At 66.0% G+C, this 19,424-nt stretch carries 20 protein-coding genes; 9 read left to right on the top strand and 11 right to left on the bottom strand.

Annotated features, from left to right (window positions below; all coding sequences use genetic code 11):
• Positions 1-20: 20 nt before the first annotated feature.
• Together FEJ81_RS22990 and FEJ81_RS02065 are read right to left on the bottom strand one after the other, a co-directional pair.
• On the bottom strand, positions 21-179 hold the full coding sequence (locus FEJ81_RS22990; RefSeq protein ID WP_444719739.1) for a DUF7563 family protein: 159 nt from the start codon (positions 177-179) through the stop codon (positions 21-23).
• 184 nt (positions 180-363) lie between these two features.
• Positions 364-549, bottom strand: a complete 186-nt coding sequence (locus FEJ81_RS02065; protein WP_138243702.1) for an HVO_0416 family zinc finger protein — start codon at positions 547-549, stop codon at positions 364-366.
• Positions 550-732: 183 nt separating this feature from the next.
• Between FEJ81_RS02065 and ubaA the strand changes: the two genes are divergently transcribed.
• Complete coding sequence (gene ubaA / locus FEJ81_RS02060) at positions 733-1,575, top strand: SAMP-activating enzyme E1 (RefSeq protein WP_138243701.1); 843 nt, start codon at positions 733-735, stop codon at positions 1,573-1,575.
• Between the two features lie 18 nt (positions 1,576-1,593).
• On the opposite strand, the gene FEJ81_RS02055 is transcribed toward ubaA, so the two are convergent.
• The 3 genes from FEJ81_RS02055 to FEJ81_RS02045 form a co-directional block, all read right to left on the bottom strand.
• Positions 1,594-2,496 (bottom strand): transposase, encoded by a 903-nt coding sequence (locus FEJ81_RS02055; RefSeq protein WP_138243700.1) that lies wholly within the window; start codon positions 2,494-2,496, stop codon positions 1,594-1,596.
• Positions 2,497-2,640: 144 nt separating this feature from the next.
• Entirely contained in the window at positions 2,641-3,603 is a 963-nt protein-coding gene (locus FEJ81_RS02050; RefSeq protein ID WP_138243699.1) for a hypothetical protein, read from the bottom strand.
• Between the two features lie 113 nt (positions 3,604-3,716).
• Positions 3,717-4,502, bottom strand: coding sequence for an SDR family oxidoreductase (locus FEJ81_RS02045; RefSeq protein ID WP_138243698.1), 786 nt, complete (start codon positions 4,500-4,502; stop codon positions 3,717-3,719).
• A 116-nt stretch (positions 4,503-4,618) separates the two neighbouring features.
• On the opposite strand from FEJ81_RS02045, the gene FEJ81_RS02040 reads away from it, so the two are divergent.
• The gene (locus FEJ81_RS02040; RefSeq protein ID WP_138243697.1) at positions 4,619-4,939 is read left to right on the top strand and encodes a DMT family transporter; all 321 of its coding nucleotides are present in this window, start codon (positions 4,619-4,621) and stop codon (positions 4,937-4,939) included.
• 42 nt (positions 4,940-4,981) lie between these two features.
• On the opposite strand, the gene FEJ81_RS02035 is transcribed toward FEJ81_RS02040, so the two are convergent.
• Positions 4,982-5,440: a Tfx family DNA-binding protein gene (locus tag FEJ81_RS02035; protein ID WP_138243696.1), complete on the bottom strand. Its 459-nt coding sequence runs from the start codon at positions 5,438-5,440 to the stop codon at positions 4,982-4,984.
• Positions 5,441-5,479: 39 nt separating this feature from the next.
• Between FEJ81_RS02035 and FEJ81_RS22985 the strand changes: the two genes are divergently transcribed.
• Entirely contained in the window at positions 5,480-5,644 is a 165-nt protein-coding gene (locus FEJ81_RS22985; protein ID WP_175416338.1) for a hypothetical protein, read from the top strand.
• Here the strand turns inward: FEJ81_RS22985 and FEJ81_RS02030 are convergent.
• The 3 genes from FEJ81_RS02030 to FEJ81_RS02020 form a co-directional block, all read right to left on the bottom strand.
• Positions 5,641-5,997 carry a hypothetical protein gene (locus FEJ81_RS02030; protein ID WP_175416337.1) on the bottom strand — a complete coding sequence of 119 codons (357 nt, stop codon included), beginning with the start codon at positions 5,995-5,997 and terminating at the stop codon, positions 5,641-5,643. The two genes, FEJ81_RS22985 and FEJ81_RS02030, sit on opposite strands and share 4 nt — an antisense overlap.
• 246 nt (positions 5,998-6,243) lie before the next feature.
• The gene (locus FEJ81_RS02025) at positions 6,244-7,236 is read right to left on the bottom strand and encodes an MBL fold metallo-hydrolase (protein WP_138243695.1); all 993 of its coding nucleotides are present in this window, start codon (positions 7,234-7,236) and stop codon (positions 6,244-6,246) included.
• Between the two features lie 137 nt (positions 7,237-7,373).
• Positions 7,374-7,862 carry a TRAM domain-containing protein gene (locus tag FEJ81_RS02020; RefSeq protein ID WP_138243694.1) on the bottom strand — a complete coding sequence of 163 codons (489 nt, stop codon included), beginning with the start codon at positions 7,860-7,862 and terminating at the stop codon, positions 7,374-7,376.
• A gap of 206 nt (positions 7,863-8,068) precedes the next feature.
• Between FEJ81_RS02020 and FEJ81_RS02015 the strand changes: the two genes are divergently transcribed.
• From FEJ81_RS02015 to FEJ81_RS01995, 5 genes are all read left to right on the top strand, one after another.
• A complete protein-coding gene (locus tag FEJ81_RS02015) occupies positions 8,069-8,863 on the top strand; it encodes an electron transfer flavoprotein subunit beta/FixA family protein (protein ID WP_138243693.1) in 795 nt (264 codons plus the stop codon).
• On the top strand, positions 8,860-9,813 hold the full coding sequence (locus tag FEJ81_RS02010) for an electron transfer flavoprotein subunit alpha/FixB family protein (RefSeq protein WP_138243692.1): 954 nt from the start codon (positions 8,860-8,862) through the stop codon (positions 9,811-9,813). Before FEJ81_RS02015 ends, FEJ81_RS02010 begins: the two co-directional genes overlap by 4 nt.
• A 486-nt stretch (positions 9,814-10,299) precedes the next feature.
• Positions 10,300-11,568: an ABC transporter substrate-binding protein gene (locus tag FEJ81_RS02005; RefSeq protein ID WP_138243691.1), complete on the top strand. Its 1,269-nt coding sequence runs from the start codon at positions 10,300-10,302 to the stop codon at positions 11,566-11,568.
• Positions 11,568-14,255, top strand: coding sequence for a methyl-accepting chemotaxis protein (locus tag FEJ81_RS02000; protein ID WP_138243690.1), 2,688 nt, complete (start codon positions 11,568-11,570; stop codon positions 14,253-14,255). Before FEJ81_RS02005 ends, FEJ81_RS02000 begins: the two co-directional genes overlap by 1 nt.
• Before the next feature lie 107 nt (positions 14,256-14,362).
• A complete protein-coding gene (locus FEJ81_RS01995; protein WP_138243689.1) occupies positions 14,363-15,205 on the top strand; it encodes a polyprenyl synthetase family protein in 843 nt (280 codons plus the stop codon).
• A gap of 8 nt (positions 15,206-15,213) precedes the next feature.
• Here the strand turns inward: FEJ81_RS01995 and FEJ81_RS01990 are convergent, their stop codons facing one another.
• Both FEJ81_RS01990 and FEJ81_RS01985 read right to left on the bottom strand, forming a co-directional pair.
• Positions 15,214-16,329, bottom strand: coding sequence for a DUF373 family protein (locus tag FEJ81_RS01990; RefSeq protein ID WP_138246693.1), 1,116 nt, complete (start codon positions 16,327-16,329; stop codon positions 15,214-15,216).
• A gap of 128 nt (positions 16,330-16,457) precedes the next feature.
• Positions 16,458-18,122 carry a hybrid sensor histidine kinase/response regulator gene (locus tag FEJ81_RS01985; protein WP_138243688.1) on the bottom strand — a complete coding sequence of 555 codons (1,665 nt, stop codon included), beginning with the start codon at positions 18,120-18,122 and terminating at the stop codon, positions 16,458-16,460.
• Between the two features lie 143 nt (positions 18,123-18,265).
• Between FEJ81_RS01985 and FEJ81_RS01980 the strand changes: the two genes are divergently transcribed.
• A complete protein-coding gene (locus tag FEJ81_RS01980) occupies positions 18,266-19,261 on the top strand; it encodes a radical SAM protein (protein WP_138246692.1) in 996 nt (331 codons plus the stop codon).
• The last annotated feature ends 163 nt before the right edge of the window (positions 19,262-19,424 follow it).

The raw sequence follows: 19,424 nt of genomic DNA, 5'->3' as shown, positions 1-19,424 counted from the left end.
TCTTCGACAGAAACTAGCGGTTAGGGATCGCGAGGAGAGCGCGCCTCTCGGACGTTGGCACCGTCGCGAATCTTGTCCTGACAGTCCGGGCAGACGCGCGGATCGTCGACCTCGCGCGGGGTGAAGACCCGGGCGTACGCGTCCGTCACGAACCCGCCGCAGTTCTGGCATTCCGGCATCGTTATTCTCACCGTCATATGGTAAGTAATCCACCATAATTGTGTTGGAACACTGTGAGAAACGGACTCGACGGCAGCGGGCGGGGGTGTCGGAACGAAACGGAAAACGGCGAGTGGTGCGGATTCACGCGCGGTACAGCCGGGGCACGTGCGGTGTGCCGAAGTCGCCTGTAACGCCCGTGCGTTACGACGCTGGTTCCCACCCACAGACGGTACAGGAGCTGGCGGAGGTGTCGTGGAGCCCGCCGCATTCGGGACACTGCTTCTTGTTATACTCCTGCTCCCACCCTACTCGTTCGACCGAGTGACCGCGATCGGACAGGAATTGATCGATGACGTCGTCACCGGCATCGTTGGGTGAGGTTGCCATAGGTGTGTGAATGACCACCACACTATTAAATCGTTGGGTCGGTGAAGATCCTGCCACCTCCGCGAAGAGACGCGTCGTCCCGGCGACCACGAAACGAACGCCGTCGCCGTCACATCCCACCGCCGTGCCGCCGCGAGCGAACCGACCCGCGAACTTTTCTCGCTCTCGTGCGAACACTCCCCCATGAGCGACCTGCGCCTCGACGCGACCCAACTCGATCGCTACTCGAGACACGTCATCATGGACGAGATCGGCCCCGAGGGCCAGCAACGCCTGCTCGAGGGCTCCGTGCTGGTCGTCGGTGCGGGCGGGCTCGGTTCGCCGGCGATCCAGTACCTCGCGGCGGCCGGCGTCGGCCGGTTGGGTATCGTCGATGACGACGTCGTCGAGCGGTCGAACCTGCAGCGCCAGATCATCCACCGTGACGACGACGTGGGCCGGCCGAAAGTCGAGAGCGCCGCCGACTACGTCGCGGCGCTGAACCCCGACATCGAGGTCGAAACCCACGAGACCCGCGTCACGGCCGACACCGTCGCGGCCCTCGGCGACGACTACGACATCGTCCTCGATGCCAGCGACAACTTCGCCACCCGGTACCTGCTCAACGACCACTGCGTGCTCACCGAGACGCCGCTGTTCCACGGCGCGATCTACCGCTTCGAGGGCCAGATCACGTCGTTCACCAACGAGCGCGGCGGCGACCGCGACGAGTCACCGCCGTGTTACCGCTGTCTCTTCCCCGAGGCACCCGAGCCCGGCACTGTCCCCGACTGCGCGACCACCGGCGTGCTCGGCGTCCTCCCCGGCACCGTCGGCTGCATTCAGGCCACCGAGGTCGTCAAGTACCTGCTCGAGAAGGGCGATCTGCTCGAGGGACGCCTGCTGATGTACGACGCGATGGGCATGAGTTTCGAGGAGGTGCCGATCCAGTCGAACCCGGCGTGTCCGGTCTGCGGGGAGGACCCCGAAATCGAGTCCGTCGGGGACGTGGCCTACGAGGGAACCTGCGAGATTTCCGCCGATTGAGCGCGGGCCACGGATCGATCAGGCCGTTCCAACGTATCGACGCCTGTAGCTGAGGTAGACGGCCGAGGAAATCCAGAGCGCGACGACGAACCCGTACACACCGTCTCCCGACGGGTTCGGCGACGCCAGCGCCGTCGCGACCAGATACACGACGGCATAGGCGGCCAGCGGCGCGCCGACGTACGCCCAGTAGTTGGGGCCTCGGTCGCGTCCCACCTCCCGAAGGGTCACCGCGTCCTCGAAGAGCGCGACGGCGACGAAGAGGGAGAACGGAACTAACACGAGCAGCGCCAGCACCGAGAGGGCGAACGCGGCACCGCTCTCCGGTCCGACGCCGAACGTGTAGAGCAACACCGCCGGCGCGAAGACGATATACGCGATGACCCAGCGCCACCAGCCGGAGACGTCGCCGTCCGCGTCCGGCTCCGCCCGTGACCGGGCCCTGTCTCGAGCCCGATCGACCCGCGTGACCAGCCAGTCACCGACCGCCGCGCCGACGCCGCCGGCCAGCGCGAAGAGCGCGACGAGAAGCGGAACGACGGCCGGGAGCAGGGCAGCGGCGGCCGCTCCCAGCCACCCCGACAGGGACCACGCGCGCTCGAGCATGTAACCGATCGCCCAGCCGACTGCCGGCGCGGAGCCGACGGCGCCGACGACCACACCGGCCCGGCGGTTCACGGCCGGTCGCTTGCCGTACCGAAGCCCCTCGAGGAGGCCGACGTCGGCGTTCTCGCTCGAGCGGCCGGCGTAGTGGAGGCCGGCGAGCAGACCGGCTGCGACGACGGCTTCGGCCGAAAACGACGTCGGCGCGGACTCCCACGAGAGGGCAACGGTAAACGGGATCGACGCGAGTCCGAGGAGGACCGCCGTTCGGAACCGCTCGTCGATCAGGTCCGCGAGGGTGTCGCGAAGTCGGGACACAGTAGTTAGTCGACTATCATGTCCGGCCGCTATTGAAACTATTCCTCCGCGGTCGCACGGAATGACGTACCGCCGTCGTGCGATCGGGTGTGCGACGACTGCCCGTGGCGATTATCCGAGATGGGACAGCGACCGAAAACGGACCTACTGGGTCGACCGACGGACGTGCGAGCGGCCGACGGCCGAGAGGCGAACCGCGCCGGCGACGGCGAGACAGGAGACGAACGCGGTGGTTCCGAGTTTGCCGCCCGAACCGGCGAGGGCCGGCGCGACCGCGAGGTAGACGAGGCCGGAGAGGAGGCCGGCGGCCGCGATCTGCGCGGCCGACAGCCGCTCGTCGCTCGACATCCCGACGAACGAGGCACAGAAGGCGACTGCGGCCAGCGTCGGCCCCAATTCCGGCAGCACCGACGGAAACGCGACCCCGGCGACCACCCCGACTGCGGCGGAAGCGACGACGGAACTGGCCCCACCGCGGGTCCGCAGCGCGACGGTCGCGACCGCCGCGACGACGGCGACGAGGACGACCGGCGGGACGAGTCGGGGCTCGAGGCCGCCGGCGGCGGCGTAATCGACGTCGAACAGCGCCGCCGTCGCGATGCAGCCGAAGAGCGCGATGGTCCCGTACTTGCCGCCGAAGCCGTCGAACGCGCCCGTCGTCGCGACGAACGCGAGGCCGGCGATCGCCCCAGCGATCGCGACCGACTCGAGGGAGGGAAACAGCGCCGGCGAGGCCATCCCCACGAACGTCCCGCAGTAGGCCGCGCCGTCGATCCGGGGGAGCCCGACGCCGACGAGCAGGCCGACGACTGCGGCGGCCACGACTGGGCCGACGCCGGCGTGAACGCTCAGTCCGTACGTGACGACCGCCGCGGCCGCGACCGCGACCGCGTCGACGGCGTCCGCTCGAGCGAGTCCGGGCCCCTCGAGCCGGAGGAGTCGCCGGGGCTCCGTCGCGGCGACGACGGTGCCGGCGAGGGCGACCCCGAGCGGAATGCCCACTGTCCCGGTGTGGAGCTCCGGCGGCGCACGGGCGGCGCCGAGAAGCAATGCGGCCGGCGTCACCAGCAACGCGAGGTAGCCGGCGACTCGAATCGGACCGTACACACTCCCACTCTCCGGAGGGGATCCGAGAGGGTTACGGTTCGGGGCCCGGGAGCCCGCTGCGGGTCGGGGGTGACGGCGCGACGGTCCCGCGGAGTCCGACCACGCGACCCGCGTTAGCTCCGCAACAGCCCGCCGTCGATCGGGATCTCGGCTCCGTTGACGAAGCTCGCTCGCGGACTCGAGAGGAACGCGACAACGTCGCCCAGTTCGCGCGGCTCGCCGATGCGGTCCATCGGGATGTCGTCGGCCATCGCCGCCAGCCCCGCCTCATAGTCGTCGTAGGTGCCGCGCTCGACGCGGGCCTCGAGGAGTTCCTCGATCCGGGCCGTTTCGATCGTCCCCGGGAGGACCGCGTTGGCCCGGATTTCGGGGGCGAACTCCCGCGAGACAGTCTTGACGAGGCCGATCACGCCCCGGCGCACCGAGTTCGAGAGCAGCAAGCCGTCCGCCACCTCCCGGACGGTACGCGAGGTGATGCAGGTGATCGTCCCGTGATCGGACTCGAGGAGGTGGTCGTAGCTCTCCTCGATCGTCCAGACGACGCTCATCACCAGCAGGTCGTAGGCCTGATACCAGTCCTGTTCGTCGGTCTCGAGGAAGGTCGTACTCGGCGGGCCGCCCGAGGAGGTGACGAGGTGGTCGAGCCCGCCGAAGGCGTCGACCGTCTCGCTCACGAGGTGGGAGACGTCGTCCGGGTCGGTGAGGTCGGCCTGCACGGCGAGCACCTCGCCGTCGCCCGTCTCCGAGAGTTCTTCGCGCGCATCCGCGAGCCGCTCCGCGTCGCGGCCACAGATCGCGACGTTCGCGCCGTCCGCTGCCAACGCCCGTGCACTCGCAAAGCCGAGGCCGCTCGAGGCGGCGGTCACCAGTGCGCTGTTGCCGTCGAGGTCGAAGTCCATACCGGGATCGACGGGGGCGGCCTACAAATCTCTCCGGGAATCAGACGCGATTGCAGCGCGCCGGTCGGGCGAACATCGCCGTACTATAGTCGGGTGAGCCCGGAGGTGTGACACCGATGTCGTGGCCGCTGCTGTTCGTCGCGGGACTGTTCGAAATCGCGTGGGCGATCGGGCTCCACTACTCCGATGGACTCTCGAGACCGATCCCGACGGTCGGGACGGCGGTCGCGCTCCTCCTGAGTATGGTACTGCTCTCGCGGGCGGTCCAGACGTTGCCGATCGGAACCGCGTACGCGGTCTGGACGGGGATCGGTGCGGTCGGGACGGCGACGCTCGGCATCGCATTGCTCGACGAACCGGTGACGCTCGCTCGCCTCGGCTTTCTGTCCCTCATCGTCGTCGGAATCGTCGGTCTGCATTTCGTCTCGACCGGCTAATTCCGGCGGGACGAAACCGCGAATCGACTCCAATCGATCGATTCAGTCCTGATGGCGAACGCGGACCATCCCCTCCGAGGTCACCCCGACGATCAGCGGCGTCGATACCTGTCGCCCGGTGACGGCCGACCCTGCGGCGTCGCTGACGACCTTCATCAGGTCCGGCGCGGTGTGATCGACCTTGACGCCGGCCTCGTCGCAGGCGTCGTAGACCAACTGGGGCACGTCGTAGAGGTCGGTTCCCTCGGGTACCCGAACCCGGACCGGTGCGCGAAGCGCCTCGGCGAACGCGACCGTCTCGCGGGCTTTCGCGACGTTCTCGCGGGCGCTCGACTCGATCGACGAGACGTTCGCCCGCGAGGTCCCGAGCGCGTCGGCGATGTCGGCCTGCGAGACGTCGCGTTCGCGCAGTGCGAGCACCTGCGCCTGCCGGTAGGTCAACACGCTCGTCTCGGGATCGAACCCGATCTCCTCGAGGAGACCCTCGACGTCGTCGATCACGGCGACCTCCCTCCCCCGAATCCGCGGACTCGCGTGTGCATGTGTACAGCCTATTTCGGCGGGATCAAAGCTTCCACGGTCTCGGCACCGACGATCCCCCACTTAGCCGGCGGACTCGAGGCCGGGCGGCTGGCGGGACCAGTCGCTATCGTCAAAAAGCGCCAGCAGAAAACGGGCGGAATCGGGGCCGCGCGCTCGAGTTAGTCGGCAGACTGGCCGGGTGCGGCGTACTCCTCTTCGGTCAGGAACTCGGTCACGGCCTGTCGGGCCTGCCGGGCCAGCGATCGGGCGAACCGGGCGACGTTCGCGGGGCCGTCGTGCGGACCGGGCGAGCGGAAGGAGACGATCAGCGACCACATCGTCGCGACGCCGAGCGAGCCCGCGGCTGAGAAGGTCATTCCCATCGTCGCGTACGTCGCGGCGTAGATCGCGCCGATGGTCATCGATGGGACGCTCGAGCCGAGCGGGATGTTCGCCGTCGCGTCGCGCACCGTCGGCGCGAGGAACACGATCGAGAGGGCGCTTCCGGCGAGGAATATCAGGTCTTGCCACATCATACTCATTCATAACTCGGCTACGAGTAAATACTTCTCGGTATTAGACCGGGTCGAAATATCTACGATCCGGTCTGTAATATACGGCAGACTATTCCCGCGACCGGAGTTTCGCGGGCCTCGAGAAGTGGACCGATTCTGCCGACGAGAGGTCTCGGAACGTCCGCGAGGCCGGACGCCGACTACAATTCTCGGCGGCAGAGATGGGAAGACCGTCGCTCCGAGTAACAGTCGAACCCGGTCGCGGCGTCAGTACTCGAGTGGCCAACGTTCTTCCTCGAGTCCGGCGAGTTCGTCGGCGACGCCGTCAGCGAGTCGGTACTCGGTGCCGTCGCGAACGACGGTGCCCGCCCGCTCGAGGTGTTCCAGATGCGCAGAGGACTCGCCGGGGCCGTGGAGGATGTGGATGCTGTCGAGTTCGCCGAACAGGTCGGCGCTGACCGTCCACGTATCGCAGGGGCCGAGCCGATCCAGCGCGTCGAGGACCCGCCACGAGCGCTCCGCGTGGTGGTCGATGATGTACTGCGCCCGCCCGGCGGGATCGTCGATCGGGTCGCGGTGGCCCGGCCACGCGCGGGCGTAGTCGGCCTCGGTGATCCCTCGCAGCGCGCGGAGGTACTTCTCGAGCGGGCGGTCGACGCGTACGTCCGCACCGCCGACGTTCGGGGTATAGACCGGCAACAGCGTATCGCCGGAGAAGACCGCCCGACCGCGCTCGAGGTCGGCTTCGAACATGCACAGCCCGGCCGCGTGACCGGGGGTGTGGACGACCTCGAGTTCGGTGCCGGAAACCGAGAACGTGTCGCCGTCCGCGAACGGGGTCACGGTCGGCGTCTCGGTCGTCGCCACGTCGAGGCGCATCCGCTCGCGCAGGATCTCCCGCTTGGCCTCGGGCATGCCCCACTCCTCGAAGTAGCGCTCTTGGCGGTCGTACATCGCCTCCCACGCGTCTTCGTCGCCTTCGATGAGCGCCGCGTCGGCGGCGTGTGCGTACACGTCGGCCCCGCTCTCGGCCTGAATGTCGCCGGCCAGCCCGCAGTGGTCGTGGTGCCAGTGCGTGAGGAAGATGCGGTCGATATCCGCGAACTCGAGCCCGCGGTCGGCGAGTGCCGCCGCGAGTCCCTGGCGGGTCGCTCGCGTCCAGTCGCCGGTATCGATCAGTGCCGCCGTCGATCCGTCGATGAAGAGGTAGGCGTTGTTGTCTCCCTCGAAGGCCGAGTTCGACAGGGAAATCCGTTCCATGCGTCTCCATCGCACGGAACCGAGAAAACGTTGTGCGACGCGGAACGGCGCGTCGATGAGAGCGCCGACTGAACCGGCGAAAGCGAAACTTCGGATAAAAACCGACCGACGCAGCGCGATCTGTCCACTCGAGGGCGTTACGAACCCCAGAAGTTGTCGCGACTGCCGAGTCGCTCGCGCTGGGGACCGTCGTCGCTCTCGTCTGCATCGGACTCGTCGTCGACGGTGTCATCGTCGTCGTCGTCTCCGACCGCCGCGTCCTCGCCGTCGTCTTCGTCCTCGCCGTCGGGGTCCATCGGAAGGAGTTCCAACTCCTCGGCGCGCGCGTGATTGCTGTGAACTCGCGTGATCTCGACTCGCGCACGGGCTTCCGGCAGGACGCCGTCGACCATCACGATGAATCCGTCTTCGGTTCGACCGACGCCGGCACCGCTCTCGTGCATGTCGACGACGTCGATGACGACTTCCTCGCCCGACTTGACCGGCTGTGTCTTGAGGTCTTCGATCGGTTGGCCGTAGTGGTTACACCACTCCTTGCCACCCCGATCACCGTAATGTTGACATCCCATTCCCGAGATTCGCTCGGAGAACTCGGGGCAGTCGTCGGCGAGTGGACAGTCTGCCATACTCAACACTACCAGCGGTGGCGTTAAACCGTTTCCGTCTTGGAGATCGAACGGGCGCGCGAACGAAACGCTGGTAGCTCACACCGGGAAAACCGCCAGCAAACGTAGCTCGTATGAGATGATTCGGAAAACATGGTAACTGAACGGCTTCCGCGTGAGGTGCGGTTTCGAAAAGATTTACGGTATGGGCGTAGCAGTGACAAACGATGAAAATTCTCGTTACGGTCAAAGAGGTGGCGACCGTCGAAGACGAGTTCGAGATCGAGGGAACCGAAATCGCGGAGCAGTACCTCGGTGCCGACCTCAACGAGTGGGACGATTACGCGATCGAAGAGGCCGTCCAGCTTCAGGAAGACGGCATCGCCGACGAAGTCGTGACGGTCACGATCGGGCCGGAAGAGTGCGAACAGACCATTCGGCAGGCGCTCGCGAAGGGTGCCGACCGCGCCGTCCGCGTCTGGGACGACTCCCTCGAGGGCGTCGACCTGCTCGACGTCAACGCCAAGACGGAGATCCTGAGCGCCGTCATCGAGGAGGAGGACCCCGACCTCGTGCTCTCGGGTGTTCAAGCCGGCGACGACAGCTTCGCCGCGACCGGCGTCTCGGTCGCCGAAAACCTCGGCTACCAGTGGGGCGCCGTCGTCAACCACCTCGAGCACGAGTTCGACGACGACGACGTGGCCTCCGTGCGACGCGAACTCGAGGGCGGCGTCGAGGAGCTCACCGAGATCGACCTGCCTGCGGTGCTGACGATCCAGACGGGTATCAACGAGCCCCGCTACGCCAGTCTGCGGGGCATCCGACAGGCACAGCGCAAGGAACTCGATGTCAAGGCGCTGGCCGACATCGGCGTCGACGAGAGCACCGTCGAGTCCGAACTCGATCTGACGGCCATGTACGAGCCCGAAAGCGAGAGCGACGCGACGTTCTGGGAGGGCAGCCCCGAGGAGACCGCCTCGGAGCTGGGTGAACTGCTCCGCGACAAGGGGGTGGCACAATGACGGACATCCTCGCGGTCGCGGACCACCGCCGCGGCGAACTGCGCGATGTCAGCTACGAGATCATCACCGCCGGCCGCCAACTGGCGGACGAGACCGGTGGCGACCTCCACCTCGCGGTCATCAGCGGCACCGTCGACGACTTCGCCGACAAGCTCAACCGCGACGGCGTCGACGCGATCCACACCGTCTCCCACGGCGAGGAGTTCAACCACGACGTCTACACGCAGACGATCACGCAGCTCTACGACGAACTCGCCCCGCAGTACGTGCTGACGCCGAACAGCGTCAACGGGCTCGACTACGCCCCCGCCGTCGCCAACCAGCTCGATCTCCCGGTCGTCACCGACACGATCGACCTCGACAACGACGGCGAGACGCTCGTCGCGACCCGCGAGATGTACGGCGGCAAGGTCGAGACGACCAACGAGCTCACGGGCGGCGCGGTCGTCACGATCCGCGGTGCCGAGTGGCCCGCTGCGGAGGGCACCGGCGACGCCGCGATCGAGGCCTTCGAGGCCGACATCGACGAGGACGCCGTCGGCTCGACCGTCAACGGCTTCGAGGAAGTCGGCGGCGGCGACGTCGACATCAGCGAGGCCGACCTGCTGGTCTCGATCGGCCGCGGGATCGAGGAAGAGGAGAACCTCGATCTGATCCGCGATCTGGCGGACGCACTCGGCGCGACGCTGTCGTCCTCGCGCCCGATCGTCGACAACGGCTGGCTGCCCAAGAACCGACAGGTCGGCCAGTCCGGGAAGGTCGTCACCCCCGACGTCTACATCGCAATCGGGATCTCCGGCGCGGTCCAGCACGTCGCCGGCATGAAGGGCTCCGATACGATCGTCGCGATCAACACGGACCCCAACGCGCCGATCATGGACATCGCCGACTATGCCATCGTCGACGACCTCTTCGACGTCGTGCCGGAACTCATCGACGAGTTCCAGTAACCCACACGGTTCGAACAGAAACGGCTCTGCGTTCACTGTTTCCTCGACGCTCAATTCTTTCGAGTCTCGTTCGCTTTGCGTACTCTCCTGTGAACCGGCCAGTGCGGCTACTCGCGGATTCAGTGGTCCGTTTCTCGTGTCGATGGTGTAGCGTCGTTCTGGGGCACTCGTTGTCACCGAACGAGTGGGTACGTATTCCACTCGCATCTAATATATACCACAATATACACAAATGGGGTGTTCTACAGAATTAATAATACATCTGATATTGATCTCGTACTACTAGTGATGAGGATTTCATAGCGCACTCTCACTGGCCCTTGGTACTGATTCCCAGAAATATCGGTTGCTAGTCCCGAACAGTCGCGATATAACCAGTCAATACCACAACAATAAATCTGTATCTCGAGCCGAGTCATGATTTATTCCCAACTATTGTCGATATCCAGACAGTGAAATTATATGGGGTGAGTCAAATGAGCAGATATGTCTGATCGACTGCATCGTCGAAAACTACTATCCGGTTTCTGTGGCGTCGGCCTCGGTGGCCTCGCCGGCTGTCTCAGTTCGGTTCCCGGACTCGACTCCAACGACATCGAGGACGGGAGCGACGTCGGGGGAACCGACCGAACGCTCAGACTCGGCATCATGCAACCGTTGAGTGGGAATCTCGAGACCGTCGGGAAACCGATGCGAAACGCCGCGGAACTCCCGATTCGACAGGTCGAAGACGAGATTTCGCTCGACATTGAGTACGAAGTCGTCGATACCGAAACCTCGCCGTCCACGGGCGTCCAGGGTGCAGCCACGCTGGTCGACGAGGGGTATCCGATGGTCAACGGCCCGGCGGCCTCGGACGTGACGCTGCAGGCGACTCAGCAGGTTCTCATTCCGTACCGTTCCGTCTGCTGTTCCCCCGGCGCGACCACGCCGACGATCACGTCGCTCAACGACGCCGGGCTGGTCTTCCGGACCGCGGTCTCCGACTCGCTGCAGGCGGTCGTGCTCGCCGACCGGGCGGCGAACGATCTCGGCCACGATAGCGCCGCGACCCTCTATGCGAACAACGACTACGGCTGGCAGTTGAGCCAGGCGTTCTCGCGCTCGTTCCGGAGCGATCACGGCGGAACGGTTTCGGCGCAGGTCCCGCTAACGGAAGGGCAGGACACCTACGAAGGTGCGATCGAACGAGCCAGAGCGGACGATCCCGAACTGCTCGTCGTGATCGGGTATCCGGAGACCGGCGGACAGGTGTTCGCCGACCTGGGTGCCGACGCCGAGGAAGACATCCTCGTCACCGACGGCCTGCAGGACAGCGACCTCCACGAGCAGGTCGATTACTCGCTCGACGGCATCCGCGGCACCGCGCCGCTGGTCGACGCACCGGGGACCGAGACGTTCACGGAGCTGTTCGAGGACACCTACGAGGCCGAACCGGGCGTCTTCACGCCTCACTCCTACGACGCGAGTGCCGTCCTGTTACTCGCGAACGCCTACGCCGGGCAAAACGACGGGACCGCCATTAGAAACGCCATGCAGGCGGTTACGACCGGCGACGGCGAGGAGATCACACCGGAGTCCCTCGCCGACGGGATCGAACTCGCGGCCCGAGGAGACTCCGTCACGTACCAGGGAGCCTCGAGTTCGGTCGACTTCGACGACAACGGCGACGTGACCGACGCGATCTTCGAGTACTGGGAGTTCGACGAAAGCGCGGACGGCGGTATCGCCGAACTGGACAGGGTGAGTTCGTAATGGCGTCGCTTTCCGCTCTGGTGCCGTCGTTCGTCAGGCAGCGGTATCTCGTGAAGTTCGTGGTATCGATTCTGGCGGTCGTGCTCGTTATCGGGGCCGTCGGCGCGGTCAGCTACGTCGATATCAACAACACGGTTCGGGCGGACTCGAACGAGCAACTCGAATCGACCGCCGAGATGCAGGCCGACACGATCAGCAACTGGGTCGAGACGATGCGGGTCCAGACGCGGACCGCCTCCGATTCGCAGGTCCTCCAGGACGGCGATCCGCAGGAAGTCCAGGGCCAACTCGTCGAGGAGCAAGCCCGGATGGACGTCGACGTGCGGGCGATCCACTACGTCGACACCGAGAACAACGAGATCGTGACGAGTACGAACGCCGACTACCGCGGCGAGTCGTTCGCGGACCTTTCGGAACCGTGGGCGACCGACGGCTTCGAGGAGAACCTCGGGCTTGAGGAGTCCGTCTGGAACTCCCAGGAAGCGTACCAATCGCCGACTCTCGACGACCAGGTCATGGCCTTCGCCAGTCCGGTGACGGAACGCGAAGATCGAGCCGTCGTCATCATCGGCACGCTCGAGTATCAGGTCCAACAGCTCCATCAGGAGAACACGTCCGCGTCGACGGCCATTCTCGATAGCGACGGGTCGGCGGTCTTTCAGGCCGAATCCGCGTCTGCCGTCGATGGCTCGGTCGACGACGACGCGATGGCTGCCGCCCTGGGCGGCCGGCTGACCCGCATTCAGGGCGACGACGCGGTGCGAGCGTACGTTCCCGTCGGGAACACGCAGTGGGTCGCCGTCACGACCGTTCCGAACGAGCAGGCGTACGGCGTCGTCTCCGACGTCGAAACGAACGTCGTCGCGATGGTGCTGACGAGCCTGATCGCGCTCGGCGTCGTCGGCATCGTTCTCGGCCGGCAGACCGTCGGCCCGCTGGCCAGATTGCGCGACCGGACGACCGAGATGGAGCAGGGCAACCTCGACGTCGATCTCGAGACGGATCGCGTCGACGAGATCGGGCGGCTGTACGACGGCTTCGACAGCATGCGGAACTCGCTGCGCGACCAGATCGAAGCCGCCGAGACCGCACGCGAAGAGGCCGAAGCGGCCCGGGCCGAGACCGAGTCGATAAACCGCCATCTCGAGGCGAAAGCCGAGGAGTTCAGCGCCGTGATGGACGACTGTGCGGACGGCGACCTGACCCGCCGGCTCGATCCCGAAAGCGAGAGTCAGGCAATGACGGACATCGCCGAGGCGTTCAACGAGATGATCGCCGACCTCGAGGAGACGACAGCCGACGTCAAAACCTTCGCCAACGAGGTGGCGGCGGCCAGCGAACAGGTAACCGCATCCAGCGAAGAGGTTCGCTCGGCCTCCCAGCAGGTCTCCGTGTCGGTCCAAGAGATCTCCGAGGGCGCCGACCGGCAACACGAGAACCTCCACTCGGTCAACCAGGAGATGAGCGATCTCTCCACGACGACCGAAGAGATCGCTGCCTCCTCGAACAACGTCGCCGACCTCGCCGAGCGGACGGCCGAAACCGGCCGCCTCGGTCGCGAGGCGGCCCAGGAGGCGATCGACGGGATGCACGAGATCGAAGCGGAGTCGACCGAGGCCGTCGAGGCCATCCGAGACCTCGAGGCGGAGATGGCACAGGTCGACGAACTGGTCGAGTTCATCACCGAGGTCGCCCGCGAGACGAACATGCTCGCGTTGAACGCGAACATCGAGGCCTCGCGGGGCGGCGGCGAGGGCGAGGGCTCCGGTTTCGGTGCCGTCGCGACGCAGGTCAAGGAACTCGCCGCCGACACGAAATCGACCGCCGAAGACATCGAGCAGCGACTCGAGCGGATCGACGAACAGACGGCCGAGACCGCGACGGAGGTCCAACAGACCGCCGACCGGGTCGCCGAACACGTCGACTCCGTCGAGAACGCCGTCGAAGCGCTCGACGAAATCGCCGACTACGCCGACCGGACGAACGAGGGCGTCCAAGAGATCTCCGCGGCGACCGAAGAGCAGGCGGCCTCGACCCAGGAGGTCGTCGCCATGGTCTCGTCGGCGACCGACATCTCCGAATCGACGGCCGCCGAGGCCCAGCGCGTCGCCGCGGCCGCGGAGGAACAGACCTCCGCCCTCTCGGAAGTCACCGAGAGCGCGAGCTCGCTCACCGATCAGGCGTCGTACCTGAGCGAGACGCTCGATCACTTCGAGACCGACGAGGTGGCAGATGTAGATGTCTCCGCCGACGACTACGACACCGACGGCGAGACGATCGCGTTCGACGAGACGGAGATCGACGGCGCCGACGGTGCTACCGAGAGCGTCGATAGCGACTCGAGCACGGAGCCCGACGAGGATGCCAGCGAGGTCGAAGCCGAATCGAACGGCGGGATCACGGACGCGGGTAGTATCGATCGAGACGCTGAACCGGAACCCGATACCGACGCCGTAACCGACTCGGTCCCCGACGATGAGACGCCCGATTCGGTCGACGGGGCCGACGCCGCCGAACTCGACGAGGCGGAGACCGAGACTGAAACCGCCGAAGACGACGCGGCGGCGAACTCGGAACCGAGAGACAGCGACGCTGGAGACGGCACTGATGACGACCGCGGTGACGGCGGTGCCGTCCCGTCGGACCGCGAGAGCGGGTTCACGTTCAGCCAGTTCGACGACGAGTAACCGTCACCGACTGACGTCGCAGATTTTCTCTCGGTTCCGTGTAAACGGTCCAACCACTACACTACTGAACCGTCACGTACTTTTCACCCCCGTCCTAAGCGGGTGTGATGGAATTGCTGGAGCGCCGTCGGGCGCTGATCGAGGATCGGCTCGTCGAGGTAGTCGACGACCTCGAGCCGGACGCGCTCAGAGCGGAAGTAGAACACACGGCCCTCGCCGGCGGCAAGCGCGTCCGCCCGATGGTGACGGTGCTGGCCTGCGAAACGGTGGGCGGAACGGCCGAGGACGCCGTCGACTTCGGTGTCGGAATCGAACTCGTCCACGCGGCGTCGCTGGTCGTCGACGACATCATCGATCGCTCGGAACTGCGCCGCGGGACGACCAGCGCGTGGGCCGAGTTCGGCCACGGGCCGGCAATCATCACCAGCGACGGGCTGCTGGGCGAGGCCTTCGCCCTCTTTTCCGCCGATCCGGACGCCACCCGCGTCGTCGCCGAGGCCATGGTCGAACTCGGTATCGGCGAGGCGACCGAGCTCTCTGCCGAGCCGACGAACGAAGAGGAGTACATGACCCTGGCCCGGCGCAAGACCGGCGCGCTGTTCCGCGCCGCGGCCGAACTCGGGGCGATCGCCGCCGACTCCGATCCCGTCACCGTCGAGGCGCTGGGCGAGTACGCCGAGCGGGTCGGCGTCGCCTTCCAGATCAGGGACGACGTGTTAGACGCCGTCGCCGACCCCGAGGAACTCGGTAAACCGACCGGTCACGACGCCGCCTTAGAGCGGCCGTCGGTCGTCCAAGTGACCGATCTCACGCCCGAGGAGGCGAACGCACACGCACAGGCGGAGGCCGACCGGGCCCTCGACGCGCTGGATCGGGTCGAGGTCGCCGACCCCGAGGCTCGGCAGTATCTGCTCGAGTTAGCGGAGTTCGTGGTCGAACGGGAGCGGTAATCGCGTTTTCAGACTCGCTCGGCCCCTCGTTGCCCCTCTTCTCGATCCGAATCGGAAAACCGCGACTCAGCGACGGCAAAGGCCAGCGTGCTCGCGATCCCGAGCAGCGTGCCGGCCGTCAGCGCCGTCGCGAGGTAGGTGATCTCGACCCGATCGAGGAAGAAGGCGCTCACCGCGTGGAGGACGACCGCGATCGAGAGCACGTAAAAGGGCGCGTTGAGGTAGCGCCATTCCAGCGAGCCGGCGATGTACTCGTCGGTGATCTGTCCGAGACTGGTCGTGACCCCCGCGGCGGCGAACCAGTGGATCGAGCCGTTGACGAGCGCGGCGAGCATGACTGGCACCTCAACGGTCCCGTCGGTCGACTGGCGGACCGTCTCGAGGGTGTCCATCCCGCTGACGCCGCCGAGGACGAACAGCGCGGCCGCGACCACGTACGCGAGCAGCGTCGTTCGACCGGCGTACAGCGAGTGGCGGGCGCGTTCGACGGTCGCGTCTAACCGATCGCCCAACCCCAGTCCGCGCGAGATGAGATAGAAGCCGAGCAGCGCCGATGTCATTCCCAGGACGAAGCCCGGCATATCCAGCGCGGACCCGATGAGCGCGAGGGGGTAGATCAACAGGAGGATCCCCAGCGGAATGAGTACCGTCCCCCGCGTCTCGGGGTCGTCGAGAACCTGCTTGATCGTGTAGTACATCGACTCGAGGTTCTGTGCCTGCCGGACGACGACCCGCCGGACGCCGTCGATCGGGACCCGCGACCGGATGATCGGGATGACGGATTCGTCCTGTGCGCCGTCGGTGACGACGAGCGCGGTGACGTCCTCGGCGGTCGAGAGGCTCGCGAGGACGGTGTCGACCTCGTCTCCGACTTCGCGGTTGGCGCTGACGTCGCCCTCGTCGTTGCCGGTGACGACGGCGACCTCAACGCTCTCGTCGCGTTCCGTGAGGTCGTCGTAGACGTGCAACCCCTGGAAGATGACGTTGACGTCCGAGTCCTCCGGGTCCGCGGTGGCCAGCGCCACGGCTGCCTCCTCGACCGGGTCGCGACCGATGACCGGCGTCGAGAAGCCGGTCTTGCGGCCGAGATCGTCGTCGAGATCGACACAGAGGACCAACAGCATCGTCTCGTGGTTGCACGCCGCGCTATTTCCCTCTTCTGGGACGACGAGACCGTATTCCGTACTGACCGGTCTCCTGCTCACGTGATAATCGAAGCCACACCACGCAGGGTCGAGCTGTCCGGATTCGCTCAGTCGGAATCGTCGGTCTCGTCGGCCACGGGAGTGTCAGTGGCGTTAGCAGCGACTCTGACCCCGTCGATTTCGAAGCGGGCACCGCCGGAGGACCCGTTTCGAGCCGCGATCGACCAGCCGTGGGCCGTCACGATCCCCTCGACGATCGCCAACCCGAGCCCGGTTCCGTCCGTCTCAGTCGTGTAGCCGAACTCGAACAGCGACTCGCGATCTGCCGGCAGCCCCGACCCCGTGTCCTCGACGTAGAACCCGTGGGGACGCGTCCCCTCGTCGGTCGATCGGGAGTCCGACTCGAGGGCTCCGACGGTGACGAGCAGGCGATCGGTCTCCTCGCCGTGGCACCTCTCGGCGGCTGTCGGGTCGCGCTCGGCGGCGTCCTGCTGTGCCCGCGACAGAGGGCTCGCCGAGCCGTGCTCGACGGCGTCCTGATGAGTTTGCGAGTCAGGGCTCGTCGAGCCGTGCTCGGCGGCGTTTCGGAAGAGGTTCTCGAGCAGTTCCCGAACGCGGGTCTCGTCGCCGTAGATCTCGATATCGGTAGCGATCTCGAGGCGGGCGTCGCCGGTGTCGACGGTCGACCACGCTTCGCGAGCCGCCGAGGCCAGCGAGAGCCACGTTTCGTCGCCGATCGTCTTCCCCTGCCGGGCCAACTGGAGGAGTCCGTCGATGAGTTCCTCCATCCGCGCAAGCGACCACTGCAGTTCGTCGACGCGCGGGCTGTCGAGTTGCTCCGCGAGCATGTCGAGGTTCCCCTGTGCGACGTTCAACGGGTTCCGCAGGTCGTGGCTGACGAGGCTGGTGAACTCCGCTAACCGCTCGTTCTGGCGCTCGAGTTCGCGCCGGTAGCGACGCCGGCGGGTGATATCGCGGATCGCGTGTATCGTCCCGGTGAACTCCCCGTCCTCGAGCGGGAGGAGCCTGGTGTGGACGTCGTGGATTCGCTCCTCGCCGACCGGCGCGTGAAATCGCACCTGATACTTCGCCCGCTCGCGGTCGACCGACGAGGAGAGCAGTCCGCGGACTTCCTCGGTGTACTTGGTCGTCACGCGCTCGTCGTAGTACCCCCGTTCGACGAGTTTCGGAAACGGCGTCCCGATCAGGTCCGCCCTGTCCTCCGCGAACGCGTCGGCGAACTCCTCGTTCGACCAGCAGATCGTCGCGTCCGCATCGAGCACGAAGAGCGCGGTCGGGACGAGTTCGATCAGCCGCTCGTGCCGGGCGAGTTCGCGTTCGCCCTCGCGTCGCGCCCGCTCGGCGCGGCGTTTCTCGACGGCGTCTTCGATGTGATTCGCCAGTCCGGCGTACTGGTCCGTTTCGGACCCCTTCCTGAGGTAGTCGGTGACGCCGGTCGAGATCGCCTCGCTCGCGATCGCCTCGGACCCGTTGCTCGGAAAGAGGATGAACGGGACGGTCGGATCGCGTTCTCGCACTGCCGCGAGCAACTCGAGGCCGTCCTCGTCGGGCAGTTCGTAGCCGCTGACGACGCAATCGACGGCTCGTGCGGGTTCGACATCGCTCTCGGCGTCGAAGACTGCCAGACCCTCGCGGCCGCTCTTCGCAGTCGTCACGTCGATATCGGCGCTCCGTCGCTCGAGCGCGGCGGCCGTTGACGCACGGCTATCGGGGTCGGCGTCGACACAGAGGACGTGGATCCCACCGGGCATCGGTTAGGTCACAGTACGCGCGGACCGTCTAATAGTATGTGGCCGCCACGCGAATCGAGCGGAGCCATGTACCCGACCAACGGGGCACAGCGGCGCTGTAGATTCGCACGGCTTTTGAGGCTCGGGTGGGTATGTACCCTCGAATGATCTCGAAGGGCTGTGAGCAGTGCGCGAAGGGCGGCAAGATGGTGCTGTTCGTCTACGGCTACTGCGACCAGCGCGACTGCTTTTACTGCCCGCTCGGTGAGAACCGCAAGAACGTCACCGACGTCTACGCCAACGAGCGACTCGTCGAGAGCGACGAGGACGTCCTGATCGAGGCCAACCGGATGGACGCGCTGGGCACGTCGATCACCGGCGGCGAACCGCAGGAAGCCCTCGACCGGACCTGCCACTACCTCGAGCTCCTCAAAGACAAGTTCGGCGAGGACCACCACACCCACCTCTACACGGGTATCACGGGCGGCCGCGAGAACATGCGCCGCCTCTCGGAAGCCGGCCTCGACGAAATTCGCTTCCACCCGCCGTACGAGCAGTGGGGCGACCTCCACGGCACCGAGTGGGAGGAAATCCTCCACATCGCCCGCGAAGAGGGACTCACCCCCGCGTTCGAAATTCCCGGTATCCGCGCCGAAACGGAGTTCCTCGACTTCTTGGACGAGGGCGCGGCCGAGTTCTGTAACGTCAATGAGTTCGAGATGTCCGACGGGAACTACCGCCGGATGCAAGAACAGGGCTTCGAACTCAAAGAGGACCACATGAGCGCCGTCGACGGCTCCCGCGAGGACATCCTCGAGGTGATGGGCGACCACGAGAAGGTCTACTTCTGTACCTCCGTCTTCAAGGACGCGGCCCAGCACCGCCGCCGTCTCAAGCGGATGGCCCGCAACGTCCGCCGCGAGTTCGACGACGTCACCGACGACGGTACCCTCGTCTACGGGAAGACCTATACCGATCCCGACCGCCTCGAGGCGCTGGGCGTCCCCGAGGAGTTCTACACCGTCAAAACCGACCACGTCGAGGTCGCCTGGTGGCTCTTAGAGGAGATGATCGAGGAGGGCGACCTCGAGGACGGCGAAATCGTCGAGCAGTATCCCACCTACGACGGGCAAGTGGTCGAGCGGACGCCACTAGCGTAAGTACCGCGAGTGAGCGGAGCGAGCGACTTTTCTGTCGGTGTTTTTGTGCGAGGGTAAAACGGAGTGAACTCGAGCGAAAACGGTCGTTGGCATCGGGTTCGGACACGAGACGGATCGTTCTACAGCGTGCAAATTCGAAAATCGACCGTCTCGAGCGATTTCT

Source organism: Natrinema versiforme, assembly GCF_005576615.1.
Lineage (GTDB): Archaea > Halobacteriota > Halobacteria > Halobacteriales > Natrialbaceae > Natrinema > Natrinema versiforme_A.
This window is presented reverse-complemented; position numbering and strand designations above follow the sequence as displayed.

What these genes read in the sequence shown, in the direction of transcription:
- FEJ81_RS01990 (WP_138246693.1), bottom strand. Translation starts at nt 16,329, where the DNA reads ATGCTGTTGGTCCTCTGTGTCGATCTCGACGACGATCTCGGCCGCAAG.
- FEJ81_RS02030 (WP_175416337.1), bottom strand. Translation starts at nt 5,997, where the DNA reads ATGATGTGGCAAGACCTGATATTCCTCGCCGGAAGCGCCCTCTCGATC.
- FEJ81_RS02000 (WP_138243690.1), top strand. Translation starts at nt 11,568, where the DNA reads ATGGCGTCGCTTTCCGCTCTGGTGCCGTCGTTCGTCAGGCAGCGGTAT.
- FEJ81_RS02020 (WP_138243694.1), bottom strand. Translation starts at nt 7,862, where the DNA reads ATGGCAGACTGTCCACTCGCCGACGACTGCCCCGAGTTCTCCGAGCGA.
- FEJ81_RS01995 (WP_138243689.1), top strand. Translation starts at nt 14,363, where the DNA reads ATGGAATTGCTGGAGCGCCGTCGGGCGCTGATCGAGGATCGGCTCGTC.
- FEJ81_RS02005 (WP_138243691.1), top strand. Translation starts at nt 10,300, where the DNA reads ATGTCTGATCGACTGCATCGTCGAAAACTACTATCCGGTTTCTGTGGC.
- FEJ81_RS02065 (WP_138243702.1), bottom strand. Translation starts at nt 549, where the DNA reads ATGGCAACCTCACCCAACGATGCCGGTGACGACGTCATCGATCAATTC.
- FEJ81_RS22985 (WP_175416338.1), top strand. Translation starts at nt 5,480, where the DNA reads ATGTGTACAGCCTATTTCGGCGGGATCAAAGCTTCCACGGTCTCGGCA.
- FEJ81_RS02025 (WP_138243695.1), bottom strand. Translation starts at nt 7,236, where the DNA reads ATGGAACGGATTTCCCTGTCGAACTCGGCCTTCGAGGGAGACAACAAC.
- FEJ81_RS02040 (WP_138243697.1), top strand. Translation starts at nt 4,619, where the DNA reads ATGTCGTGGCCGCTGCTGTTCGTCGCGGGACTGTTCGAAATCGCGTGG.
- FEJ81_RS02015 (WP_138243693.1), top strand. Translation starts at nt 8,069, where the DNA reads ATGAAAATTCTCGTTACGGTCAAAGAGGTGGCGACCGTCGAAGACGAG.
- FEJ81_RS22990 (WP_444719739.1), bottom strand. Translation starts at nt 179, where the DNA reads ATGCCGGAATGCCAGAACTGCGGCGGGTTCGTGACGGACGCGTACGCC.
- FEJ81_RS01980 (WP_138246692.1), top strand. Translation starts at nt 18,266, where the DNA reads ATGATCTCGAAGGGCTGTGAGCAGTGCGCGAAGGGCGGCAAGATGGTG.
- FEJ81_RS01985 (WP_138243688.1), bottom strand. Translation starts at nt 18,122, where the DNA reads ATGCCCGGTGGGATCCACGTCCTCTGTGTCGACGCCGACCCCGATAGC.
- FEJ81_RS02045 (WP_138243698.1), bottom strand. Translation starts at nt 4,502, where the DNA reads ATGGACTTCGACCTCGACGGCAACAGCGCACTGGTGACCGCCGCCTCG.
- FEJ81_RS02010 (WP_138243692.1), top strand. Translation starts at nt 8,860, where the DNA reads ATGACGGACATCCTCGCGGTCGCGGACCACCGCCGCGGCGAACTGCGC.
- ubaA (WP_138243701.1), top strand. Translation starts at nt 733, where the DNA reads ATGAGCGACCTGCGCCTCGACGCGACCCAACTCGATCGCTACTCGAGA.